The organism is Micromonospora sp. NPDC049101 (assembly GCF_040648675.1).
Classification (GTDB): Bacteria; Actinomycetota; Actinomycetes; order Mycobacteriales; family Micromonosporaceae; genus Micromonospora.
On record NZ_JBEZED010000020.1, the window covers coordinates 37,302 to 49,297 of the forward strand.

Consider the following 11,996-nt stretch of genomic DNA (forward strand, 5'->3'; position numbering starts at 1 on the left):
CCCGCTCAGAAGCCGCCGTCGGTGATGACGGAGCGGTACCAGGTGGCGCTGCTCTTGAGCACCCGCCGCTGGGTGGGGTAGTCCACGTAGACGAGGCCCCAGCGCTGGTCGTAACCCGCGTCCCACTCGAAGTTGTCCAGCAGCGACCAGACGTGGAAGCTCTCCAGCGGCACCCCGTCGGCGATGGCCCGGTGCACGGCGGTGAGGTGGTCGCGCAGGAAGTTGATCCGACCGGTGTCGTGGACGGTGTCGTCCGGGGCCAGCGTGTCCGCCGTGGGCAGGCCGTTCTCGGTGATGGTCAGGGGGATCGGGCCGTAGTCGCGGGTGACCCGGGTCAGCAGGTCGTACATCCCCTCGGGGTAGATCTGCTGCCACTCGGCCTCGGTGGTCGCCCAGCGTCGCACGGTGCCGCCGTCGGCGGTGACGTAGATGGGTGTGTAGTACTGAACGGCCAACAGGTCGATCGGCGCCGAGATGGTCGCCAGGTCGCCGTCGCGGATGCCCTGGACCATCCGGCTCTGCGGGCCCAGGTCGGCCAGCAGGTCCTCCGGGTAGTCGCCCCGGAGCAGGGAGTCGAGGTAGAGGCGGTTCTCGTAGCCGTCGTAGAGGCGGGCGGCAGCGGCGGCCTGCGGGGAGTCGTCGGCGGGGTAGCAGGGGTGCAGGTTGAGCGCGGGGCCGATCCGGCTGCCGCTGCCGGTGGCCCGCAGCGCGCCGACGGCGAGCCCGTGCGCGAGTTGCAGGTGGTGGGCGACCAGGTAGGCGGCGTCCGGATCCTGCCGGCCGGGGGCGTGGTGGCCGGTGAGGTAGCCGTTCTGCACCACGGTCTTGGGTTCGTTGATGGTGAGCCACGCCGGCACCCGGTCACCGAGGGCGCGGAAGACCACGTCGGCGTAGTCGGCGAAGCGGTGGGCGGTGTCGCGCGACTCCCAGCCGCCGGAGTCCTGTAGGGCCTGGGGGAGGTCCCAGTGGAACAGGGTGGCCATCGGGGTGATCCCACGGTCGTGCAGGCCGTCGATGAGTCGGCGGTAGAAGTCGAGCCCGCGCTGGTTGGGGGCACCGGTGCCGTCGGGCTGGATGCGGGGCCAGGAGATGGAGAAGCGGTAGCTGCGCAATCCGAGGTCGCGCATGAGGTCGAGGTCCTCGGTGTAGCGGTGGTAGTGGTCGGCGGCCACGTCGCCGGTGTCGCCGTTGCGGGTGCTGCCCGGGACACGGCTGAAGGTGTCCCAGACGGACTCACCACGCCCGTCCTCCTTGGCGGCGCCCTCGATCTGGTACGCCGAGGTGGCCGCGCCCCAGCCGAAGTTGGCGGGGAAGCGCAGCGGGCCGGCGGGCCCGGTAGGTATCGACATGGATTCTCCTCGTGGATACGGGGCCACCGCCGGGGATTCGGGAGCGCTCCCAGGATAGGCCAGGGGCGGCCAACCCGGGTCAGCTGGCCGTCATGGCGGCCGGCGATGGCGGGTCGAGGCGGTTGGGGGCCCCAGACAGCGAACAAGGCCGCCGGGCGGCGCGGCGCGCCTGTCCCGTCGGCCTCTTTTCCCATCGTGTACGGGGGTTTAGTGTGGGGACGGGGGAGGGCAACCCCCGTCCCCACCGTAACTGCACACACACGGGCGGAATTTGGGTCCTGCCGTGCGTGTCGCGCGGGAGCCGGGCCACGCGAGTGGCTCTGGTTCCACCTCCCTCCGTAAGGCGGGATGATGGCTGACGACGGCGTCCGGGCTGGCCCGTCGTCGGCCCTCGGGATGGTTCGCCGGGCTCGTCAGGACGACCCCAGCGATCTTCTTTTTGGAACCTTGTCGATGGAAGCGCTCCCATCGACCGATGTTGCGACTGTAACGCCCGTCACCGCTTTGTGAAAGACCCAAAACGAGATCGAAACAACGGGCTGAACGAGCGACGTCTGCGCTTGTTGTGGGAGCGCTTCCATGGCACACTGTCGATTCAACGCGACAGGAGCCACATCGCGTCAGCGCGGGTTCACCGAGGGCAGCCGGCAGCACGTTTCCGGTCACGGTCACCCCATCGCGGCCGGCGGGACCCCTCCCGTGCGGCCGCACCGCCCTACCCCGGCCGGGCCCGGGGGAGACCACCTTCCCGGCGCCTCGACATCCCCGCGGACCACCACCATCGCGGGCAGGCGCCTCGCCGGGGACCGTCCCGGCCTGGTCCGAGGAGACACCGCGCACATGAGACAACTGGCACGACGCCGTCGAGTGGCGATCTTCGCCGCCGCCGCGCTCGCCGCGGGCGGGGTGACCCTGCCCGCCGGCGCCGCACAGGCCGCGCCCGCCTGCGACGTGGTCTACGCGACCAACGACTGGAACAACGGCTTCACCGCCAACGTGACGATCAAGAACCTGGGCGATCCGATCAGCAACTGGACGCTCAAGTGGACCTTCCCGAACAGCGGCCAGCGGGTCGTCCAGGGCTGGTCGGCCAGATACAGCCAGACCGGCAGCGACGTCACCGTGACCAACGAGTCGTACAACGGCAACCTCGCCGCCGGGGCCTCCACCACGATCGGCTTCAACGGCGCCCACACGGGCAGCAACCCGAAGCCCACCTCGTTCACCCTCAACGGCACCCCGTGCAACGGCACCCCGGCCAACCTGCCGCCGACGGTCTCCCTCGGCCTGCCGAGCGGGCCGTTCACCGCACCGGCCGACGTGCCGCTGACCGCCACGGCCAGCGACCCGGACGGGACGATCAGCAAGGTCGAGTTCTACCGCAACGGCCTGCTGATCAACACCGACACCTCGGCGCCGTACGCCTACACGCAGGAGGACCTGCCGGCCGGTAACTACACCGTGCAGGCGAAGGCGTACGACAACGGCAACGGCATCGGGGTCGACGAGAAGGCGTTCACCGTCGGCGTCCCCAGCGGCCCGACGCTTGTCGCCACCCCGTCCGCGGTGAGCGTCAGTGAAGGTGGCACCTCCACCTTCAACCTCAAGCTCAGCTCCGCGCCGACGGCCAACGTGCCGGTCACCCTCACCCCCAGCGGCGACGCCGACGTCACGGTCACGCCGACCACCGCCACGCTGACCCCGAGCAACTGGAACACCGGGGTCACCGTCACGGTCGCCGCGGCGGAGGACGCCGACACCGTCGGCGGCGCCGCCACCATCACCGCCTCCGCCACCGGTCTCGCCTCGCTGGCGGTCTCCGCCACCGAGATCGACAACGACACCCCCGGCGGCGACAACACCTACATCGCGAAGTTCCTCGAGCAGTACGGCAAGATCAAAAACTCGGGTTACTTCAGCCCCGAGGGCGTGCCGTACCACTCGGTGGAGACGCTGATCGTCGAGGCGCCCGACCACGGTCACGAGACCACGTCGGAGGCGTTCAGCTTCTGGCTGTGGCTGGAGGCGAACTACGGGCGGGTCACCCAGAACTGGGCCCCGTTCAACAACGCCTGGACGGTCATGGAGAAGTACATCATCCCGACCCACGCCGACCAGCCCACCGCAGGGTCCGCTGGGACGCCGCAGTACGCGGCGGAGTACAACCTGCCCAGCCAGTACCCCTCGGCGCTGAACCCGAACGTCTCGGTCGGGCAGGACCCGCTCCGCTCGGAGTTGCAGTCCACCTACGGCACCGGCGACATCTACGGCATGCACTGGCTGATGGACGTCGACAACACCTACGGCTTCGGCCGCTGCGGTGACGGCACCACCAAGCCGGCCTACATCAACACCTTCCAGCGGGGCACCCAGGAGTCGGTGTGGGAGACCATCCCGCAGCCCTCCTGCGACACCTTCAAGCACGGCGGTCAGTACGGCTACCTCGACCTGTTCGTCAAGGACACCGGCGCCCCCGCCAAGCAGTGGAAGTACACGAACGCCCCGGACGCCGACGCCCGCGCCGTGCAGGCCGCGTACTGGGCGCTGACCTGGGCCAAGGCCCAGAACAAGCAGGCCGACGTGGCGGCCACCATCGCGAAGGCCGCCAAGATGGGTGACTACCTGCGGTACGCGATGTTCGACAAGTACTTCAAGAAGATCGGCAACTGCGTCGGGGCCAGCACCTGCCCCGCCGGCAGCGGCAGGGACTCGGCGCACTACCTGCTCTCCTGGTACTACGCCTGGGGCGGTGCGTACGACGCCAGCCAGAACTGGTCCTGGCGGATCGGTTCCAGCCACAACCACTTCGGCTACCAGAACCCGTTCGCGGCCTGGGCGCTGACCAACACCCCGGAGCTCAAGCCGCAGTCGCCGACCGCGACCGCGGACTGGACCAAGAGCCTCGAACGGCAGCTGGAGTTCTACACCTGGCTCCAGTCCGCCGAGGGCGGCATCGCCGGTGGCGCCACCAACAGCTGGGACGGCAGCTACGCCCAGCCGCCGGCCGGCACCAGCACCTTCTACGGCATGTTCTACGACGTCGACCCGGTCTACAACGACCCGCCGTCGAACCAGTGGTTCGGTATGCAGGCCTGGTCGATGCAGCGCATCGCCGAGCTGTACCTGCAGACCGGTAACGCGAAGGCCAAGGCGCTGCTGGACAAGTGGGTGCCGTGGGCGATCGCCAACACCACCCTCGGCACCAACTGGTCGATCCCGTCGGACCTGACGTGGACCGGCCAGCCGACCACCTGGAACCCGAGCAACCCGCAGCCCAACACCGGCCTGCACGTCGAGGTCACGGTCAAGGGCCAGGACGTCGGCGTCGCCGGCGCCTACGCCCGGACCCTGATCGCGTACGCGGCCAAGTCGGGCAACGTGGCGGCCAAGAACACGGCGAAGGGGCTGCTCGACGCGCTCTCCGCCGCGGCCGACGCCAAGGGTGTCTCCACCACCGAGAAGCGTGGCGACTACCGGCGCTTCGACGACACCTACAACGCGTCCACCGGTCAGGGCCTCTACGTCCCGCCGGGCTGGACCGGGAAGATGCCGAACGGCGACACCATCGCCGCCGGCAAGAGCTTCCTCGACATCCGGTCCTTCTACAAGAACGACCCGGACTGGCCCAAGGTGCAGGCGTACCTGGACGGTGGCCCGGAGCCGAGCTTCAACTACCACCGGTTCTGGGCACAGGCGGACATCGCCATGGCGTACGCCGACTTCGGCAGCCTGTTCCCGAACGGCTGACGACGACCCGGGGTGGGCGGCGTGGACCGCCCACCCCGGGATCCGGCCGGGGTCCGGGGAACGACGGACTCCGGCCAGCGGGACGGCCTGACACCCACGGTCAGGCCGGGGTGGGCCGGCCATCTGGCCGACGCAGCGGATCGGCTGGCCCACCCCACCGCCCGGACTGGAGCCAACCGCGAAAAAGCCCAGAAATTCGGGCCGTCACGGGATCACGCCGAGGTCCGCAACGGAGTAACGTACGTCACCGGAGAGGCCGCTCCCCCCGTGGCGGCCTCTCCACCTTTTTGCCCTACGCCCGCCCGGATCAGCCCCGGTTCGCCCCCGGCTCTCCGGTCACCGGATGACGCAGACCGGGGTGCCCGGCCGGCAACGACCGCCGCAGCACCACCCAACTCAGCGCCAGCGCCGCGGCGACCAGCGGCCAGGTCAGCGCCACCCGGGCCACCACGAGTGCGAGCACCTGCCCACCGAGGTAGAGCGGCACGAACACCGCCAGCCGCACCAGGTAGGTCGCCGTCCACACCCAACTGGCCCGGCCGTAGGCGCGCAACAGCGCCCGGTCGCGCCGCCACCGGGTGCGCTGGCCCAGCACCCCGCCGACCAACACACCCAGCAGCGGCCACCGCACCACGATGCTGACCGCCCAGGCGAGTGCGCTGGCGGCGTTGGACAGCACCTGGATGAGGAAGAAGTCCTCGGCCCGGCCGGTGCGCACCGCGATCAACGCCGCGACGCACACGGCCAGCAGACCGATCAGCACCGAACGCGGCCGGTCGCCCCGACGCAGCCGTACGCCGGCCACCACCGCGCCCACGGCCAGCGCCGCGCCGATCCCACCCCACAGCGACTCGCCGCCCAGCAGCCAGCCCGCCGCGAACGCGAGCGGCGGCAGGGTGGCGTCGACGGCACCGCCCCGTCCGCCCAACAGGTCCGCCAGCGACTCGGCCCGCGCCCGCCCTCCCGGGCCCGGGTCGGCGCCCACCCGCTGGGTCGGATCGGGTGCGGCCTGGCCACTGTCGTGCTCGGGTGTTCCGCCCACCGCCGCCTCCTCGCCTCTGACCCAACCTAACCGGCGGCGCGCGGCGGGCCACCGATCGACCGGCCGGCACCTGCCGCTACGGTGTGCGGATGCGCGCGACGGCACGGGGTTGGACCGCGGTCTGGTTGGTCGTTCTGGTCCTCGTCCAGGCGGCCGCGTTCCTCGCCGTGTGGCGGGTGGCCCTGCACAGCGAGATCGGCCAGTGGGTGGACACCGTCGCCCTCACGGGCAACCGGATCGGGCAGGACACCATCGAGGGCCCGGTCGACCGGATCCTCAACGCGATGTCGGTGGTGTCCCTGCTGGCCGCCACCGCGATGATCGGATTCATCGCGGTGATCCGGGGACGGATCGCCCTGGCGATCACCGCGACCCTCCTGATCGCCGGCGCGAACGTCTCGACCCAACTGTTGAAGTACGGGCTCAACCGCCCCGACTACGGCGTCGACCCGGAGCGCGTCGCGGTGGGCAACAGCCTGCCCAGCGGTCACACCACGGTGGCCGGTGCGGTGGCGGTCGCGCTGGTGCTGGTGTTGCCGGCCAAGGTGCGGGCGGCCGGTGCCTTCCTCGCCGCCGCCTATGCCGCCATCGCCGGAGTCGCCACCCTCTCCGCCGGCTGGCACCGGCCCAGCGACGCGATCGCCGCGTACCTGGTGGTGGGCGTCTGGGCGGCGGTCGCCGGGCTGGTCCTGCTGATCACCCAGCGGGAGCAGGCCGAGGTCGCACCCGGCGACGCGCACCGGACGGCCGCGCTGGTGCTCGGTGTGGGCGGGGTGCTCGCCCTGGTCGCCTGCGGCCTGGCCCTCGGCTGGCTTGTCGACCTGCGCGACATCGGCCCGGACGAGTTGGCCCGCCGGCCCCTGTTCGTCGCGTACGCGGGCAGCGCCGCCGGGATCGCCGGCACGATGGCGGTGGTGATGGCGTTGGTGCTCACCGTCGTGCACCGGCTGGTGCCCCGGGTCAAGGGCTGAGCCGGCCGATGGACCCGGTCCGCGCGGCGTTCTCCGCCGAGTGTGGGCAGCTCACCGTGATCCTGGCCGGGCTGGTCGACGCCGACCTCGACCGGCCCACCGACTGCCCGCCGTGGACCGTCCGGGAGTTGGTCGCGCACGTGCGCACCGGGGTCGGCCGACTCACCGACATGCTCGCCGCGCCGGCCCCGCCACGCGCCGAGGTCGACGCCGCCGGTTACTTCGGCCGGGCGAAGTTCACCCCGACTGTCGACGCCGACCGGATCGCCGCGGGCCGGCGCGACGCGTCGCGGGTGGACCGGGCGGCGCTGGCGACCGAGTGGGACCGGGCCTGGCGGGCCACCGACGCCGCGGTGGCCGCCACACCGCCCGATCGCGTCGTACGGACCCGGCACGGCGACGCGATGAGCCTCACCGAGTTCCTGCGGACCCGGGTCGTCGAGGTGGGCGTGCACGGTCTGGACCTGGCCGCCGCCCTGGACCGGCGGCCCTGGCTCACCCCACCGGCGGCCGAGGTGATCGCCGACCTGCTCACCGGAGGTCGACCGATCCCGGCCGAGCTGCGCTGGGACCGACGCACCCTGATCCGCAAGACCACCGGCCGGGCGGCGCTGACCGCCCCGGAACGGGCCGCGATCGACGCCGCCGGCTTCCGCTGGCTCGCCTTCGGCCGCTGACCCCGCTCGCTGCCGCCTCCGGTCGCCGTTCGCGACGCTGACCCGCTCGCTGCCGCTTCCGGTCGCCGTTCGCGCGTCGCCGTCCCCCGGGCCGCTGCTGGTTGCCGCGCGCCGGCTTCGGGCGCTGCTTGTCGTTTCGCGCGTCGGCTTCGGTCGGTGCAGGTCAGCTCGCGGAGCGGGGTGCGGGGACGTGTGGGGCGACGCCGCGCAGGTGCGTCAGCACCACCGGGTCGATCCGCCCCGGCACCAGCCGCTCCTCCAGGTTCTCCAACCCGGCCCAGGAGATCAACGCCGCCTCGGTGCCCCCGCCGGCCACCGGATGACCCAGCGCGACGAGCAACGCCGCCACCTCGTCGGCCACCGCGCCGCTCAGGTCGAGCAGGGTGGCCGGGTCGGGCCGGCCGAACAGCATGGTGTGCACGGCGAGCAGCCGGCCCAGCTCGGCGACCGGGTCCGGGTGATCGTCCACCCGAAGGTCGACGAGCACGTCGCTGGTGCCGCCGTACCCCCCGCCGCGCTCGACCACCAGCAGGCCGGCGCTCTGCCGGCCCCGCCGGTCGCCGCCGGCCCCGTCGCCCGCCCGCAACGCGGCGACCAGCCGCTCGGCGAACGGCAGCGCCGACCCGGCCAGCCAGGCGTCGGCAAGCGCGTCGACGACCTCCGGGCCGGTGAGCACGTTGCCCTGCGCGGCCCACCCGTCGCCGGCGCGCCCGCCCGCCCACGGGTGGCAGGCCGGCCCGGTCCAGGTGGCACCCGAACCCTGGACACCCACCACGCCGAGCTGGCGGTGCTCCCGCTCGCGGTCGGCGGCGATCAGCCCGGCCACCACGTCGGCCGCGGCCACGCCGGTGCGCAACAGGGTCAGGCCCTGCGGGCGGTAGGCGAGGTTGACGTGCGCCTGGGTGGCCAGTGCGCCGACCTCGGCGGCGGCGGCCGGCACCAACGCCCCGGCGGCGAGGAACTTGCTGGCGACGGCGACGCCGTGCCGGCGACCGTCGGCGGAGCGGGCGACGAGCGAGAAGGTCACGCGCCGAGATTAGCGCCTGACATCGTCGTACCGGGTCGGCTCAGAAGGGTGGCGCGGCGGACTCCGGCGGGGCACCGTGCGCCCGCCGGGCGTCGATGACCGCGACGGCGGCCAACACCAGCACCCCGACGGCGGTCGCGGCCACACCGGGCAGGAACAGCAGCGGCACCGCCGACGCCGCCAACACCAGCAGGGCGATCCACCGGGACGGGGACACCCGCGCGAACACCTCGTACTCCAGGCGGGCCCGCCCGGCCAGGAACAGGGCCGGGCCACCGAGCGTCATGGTCAGCCACGGCCCGGGGATCTGTTCCAGCGGATGCTGGATGATCAGCTCGTAGCCGATCGCGGTGGCGGCGAGACCGACCACCATCACCAGGTGGGTGTCGGCCGCCGACCGCCCGATGGTGGCGGGGTGCCGGGCCTTCACCACCGCCTCGCCCAGGATCCGCCCGGCCCGCTGCACGTAGATCCGCCACAACATGATCGAGGTGGCCAGCGCGAGCGCGAACGCCCACACGTGCCCCGACTCGTACGGTCCCTCGCTGTACGCGAAACCCGCCACCAGGATCGTCTCGCCCAGCGCGACGAGGAAGAACTGCTGGTACCGCTCCGCCAGGTGCTCCCCGGCGATCTCCCACTTGGAGACCGTCGAGCGGCCCAGCCACGGCACCGGCCAGCCACAGCGGGCGGCCACGTACTCGAAGGCCAGCGCACCCGTCCAGAGCATGACCTGCATGTTGGTGCTCAGCAGCGCCCCGATGATCCAGAACACCCCGCTGACGGCGAACACCACCGCCATGCGGATCTTCAACCGGCGGTACGGGTGGGGTCCCAGCGCGATCGACAGGATCACCGGTCGGGTCAGCTGCGCGACCACGTACGCCACCGCGAACATCAGCCCGGTCTCGCTGAACGCCCGGGGGATCGCCACCCCGAGCAGCATGCTGCACACCAACGCGGTGAGCACCACGGTCTGCAACGGCACCCGGTACGGGTCGTAGCGGCTGGTCGTCCACGCGGTGCCCTGCCAGACCGACCAGAGCGCGAGCAGCAGCAACAGCGTCTTGCCGCTCCCGGTGATCGCCGCCGCGGCGTGCTCCCGAGCCGGCCCTTCGGTCAGGTCCTCGAACGCGCGCGCCGAGATCCGGGTGAGCGCGAAGACGAACACCAGATCGAAGAAGAGTTCGAGGAAGGTCGCCCGGCCCGGGTCGCGCTTGGCCGGCTCCAGGTGCCCTGGCGCCCTGAAAGCCATGGTCAGCGGCCTGCGCCGTTGGTCCGGTCCACGCCGAAGTCGTAGCATCCGCACCGGCCCGGGCGGCCGGAAACCGGCGATTCTGCCCAACCCGGGGATCTTGCTCGGATGCCCCGTCAACGGGCACGATCGGTCGGTGACGAATCGATGGGGTATGACGGTGCCGCTGGGCGGGATCGCCCTGGCGCACCACGACGCGGCCTACGCGGCCCTCGACCGGGCCGGGTTCACCGACGTCTGGTCGTCCGAGGTCGCCGGGACCGACGCGTTCACCCCGTTGGCGCTCGCCGCGGCCTGGCAGCCGGAGCTGCGGTTGGGCACCGCGATCACACCGGTCTTCACCCGGGGGCCCGGGCTGCTGGCGATGAGCGCGGCGGCGTTGGCCGAGGCCGCGCCGGGGCGGTTCACGCTCGGCATCGGCGCGTCCTCACCGGTGCTCGTACGGGACTGGAACGCGGTGCCGTTCGACGAGCCGTTCCGCCGCACCCGTGACATGCTGCGGTTCCTGCGCGCCGCGCTGCGCGGCGAGACCGTCGACGAGGCCTACGACACGTTCGCCGTACGCCGGTTCACGCTGGAACGCCCACCGGCGGTGCCGCCACCGATCCTGCTCGCCGCGCTGCGCCCGGGGATGCTCCGGCTGGCCGGCGCCGAGGCCGACGGTGTCATCCTCAACTGGCTCAGCGCCGACGACGTGCCGCGTGCCCTCGCCGAGTTGGGCGAGCGGCGTGCCGGCTTCGAGGTCGCCGCCCGGATCTTCGTCTGCCCCACCGAGGACGCCGGGTACGCCCGGGCGCTGGGCCGGCGGCTCATCACCAGCTACCTCACGGTCGGCGCGTACGCCGAGTTCCACCGCTGGCTCGGCCGCGGCGAGGCGCTCGCGCCCATGTGGGCGGCCTGGGCCGCCGGTGACCGGCGTGGCGCCGGCGCGGCGGTGCCGGACGACGTGATCGACGCGTTGGTGCTGCACGGCTCACCGCAGCGGTGCCGCGCCGAGGTACGCCGCTACGCCGACGCCGGTGTCGACGTGCCGGTCCTGGCGCTGCTGCCCACCCCCGAGGTCACCGCCGGCGGCGCGACCGCGCTGCTCAGCCTCATCGCCCAGTTGGGCGCCGAGCCCCAAGGAGCGTCCGCGTGAACCTCACCGACCGGATCGTGGTGGTCACCGGCGGGGCCGGCGGCATCGGTGCGGCGCTGTGCCGCCGCTTCGCCGCCGAGGGGGCCGCCGCGATCGTGGTCGCCGACCTGGACGCCGCCGCGGCGGACGCGGTGGCCGAGCAGATCGGCCCGGTCGCGCACCCCATCGCCCTTGACGTCACCGACGAGGAACAGGTCCGCGACCTGGTCGCCGACACCGAGGAACGGTACGGGCGCATCGACCTGTTCTGCGCCAACGCGGGAGTGACCACCGGCGGGGGTGTGGAGGTCGACGACGCCGGCTGGGATCGGGCGTGGCGGGTCAACGTGCTCGCCCACGTCTACTCGGCCCGCGCGGTGCTGCCCGGCATGCTCGCCCGGGGCGGCGGGCACCTGCTGCACACCTGCTCGGCGGCGGGCCTGCTGACCGCGGTGGGCGACGCCGCGTACACCGCGACGAAGCACGCCTCGGTGGGCTTCGCCGAGTGGCTCGCGATCACCTACCGGGACCGGGGCATCCGGGTCAGCGCACTGTGCCCGCAGGGGGTGGACACCCCGATGCTCGCCGACGGGCTCCTCGACGGGCATCTCGGTGCCCGGGTGGTCGCCGCGTCCGGCGCGGTGCTCACGCCCGACCAGGTCGCCGAGGCGGCCATCGCCGGGCTGGCCGAGGAACGCTTCCTGATCCTGCCGCACCCGGAGGTCGCCGACTTCGCCCGCCGCCGCGCCGAGGACCCGGACGGCTGGCAGGCCGGCATGCGCAAACTCGTCCGCCGCCTCACCGCCTGACG

Annotated in this window: 9 protein-coding genes; 5 read left to right on the forward strand and 4 right to left on the reverse strand. The window is 72.5% G+C overall.

What is annotated here, in order from left to right; genetic code table 11:
• Positions 1-5: 5 nt before the first annotated feature.
• Positions 6-1,349: a GH1 family beta-glucosidase gene (locus tag AB0B57_RS25140; protein ID WP_357074496.1), complete on the reverse strand. Its 1,344-nt coding sequence runs from the start codon at positions 1,347-1,349 to the stop codon at positions 6-8.
• 840 nt (positions 1,350-2,189) lie between these two features.
• Here AB0B57_RS25140 and AB0B57_RS25145 point away from each other — a divergent pair.
• Complete coding sequence (locus tag AB0B57_RS25145) at positions 2,190-5,096, forward strand: glycoside hydrolase family 48 protein (RefSeq protein WP_357074499.1); 2,907 nt, start codon at positions 2,190-2,192, stop codon at positions 5,094-5,096.
• A gap of 307 nt (positions 5,097-5,403) precedes the next feature.
• Here the strand turns inward: AB0B57_RS25145 and AB0B57_RS25150 are convergent, their stop codons facing one another.
• Positions 5,404-6,081, reverse strand: coding sequence for a DUF3159 domain-containing protein (locus tag AB0B57_RS25150; RefSeq protein ID WP_357074708.1), 678 nt, complete (start codon positions 6,079-6,081; stop codon positions 5,404-5,406).
• Positions 6,082-6,221: 140 nt separating this feature from the next.
• On the opposite strand from AB0B57_RS25150, the gene AB0B57_RS25155 reads away from it, so the two are divergent.
• Positions 6,222-7,109, forward strand: coding sequence for a phosphatase PAP2 family protein (locus AB0B57_RS25155; RefSeq protein WP_357074502.1), 888 nt, complete (start codon positions 6,222-6,224; stop codon positions 7,107-7,109).
• Positions 7,110-7,117: 8 nt separating this feature from the next.
• Positions 7,118-7,786, forward strand: a complete 669-nt coding sequence (locus AB0B57_RS25160) for a maleylpyruvate isomerase N-terminal domain-containing protein (RefSeq protein WP_357074505.1) — start codon at positions 7,118-7,120, stop codon at positions 7,784-7,786.
• A 163-nt stretch (positions 7,787-7,949) separates the two neighbouring features.
• On the opposite strand, the gene AB0B57_RS25165 is transcribed toward AB0B57_RS25160, so the two are convergent.
• Entirely contained in the window at positions 7,950-8,813 is an 864-nt protein-coding gene (locus tag AB0B57_RS25165) for a DUF1028 domain-containing protein (RefSeq protein ID WP_357074507.1), read from the reverse strand.
• A 40-nt stretch (positions 8,814-8,853) separates the two neighbouring features.
• Positions 8,854-10,068: a low temperature requirement protein A gene (locus tag AB0B57_RS25170; RefSeq protein WP_357074510.1), complete on the reverse strand. Its 1,215-nt coding sequence runs from the start codon at positions 10,066-10,068 to the stop codon at positions 8,854-8,856.
• A 154-nt stretch (positions 10,069-10,222) separates the two neighbouring features.
• On the opposite strand from AB0B57_RS25170, the gene AB0B57_RS25175 reads away from it, so the two are divergent.
• Positions 10,223-11,206, forward strand: coding sequence for an LLM class F420-dependent oxidoreductase (locus AB0B57_RS25175; protein ID WP_357074711.1), 984 nt, complete (start codon positions 10,223-10,225; stop codon positions 11,204-11,206).
• Complete coding sequence (locus AB0B57_RS25180) at positions 11,203-11,994, forward strand: SDR family oxidoreductase (protein WP_357074513.1); 792 nt, start codon at positions 11,203-11,205, stop codon at positions 11,992-11,994. The genes AB0B57_RS25175 and AB0B57_RS25180 overlap by 4 nt, the downstream gene beginning before the upstream one ends.
• Positions 11,995-11,996 lie beyond the last annotated feature (2 nt).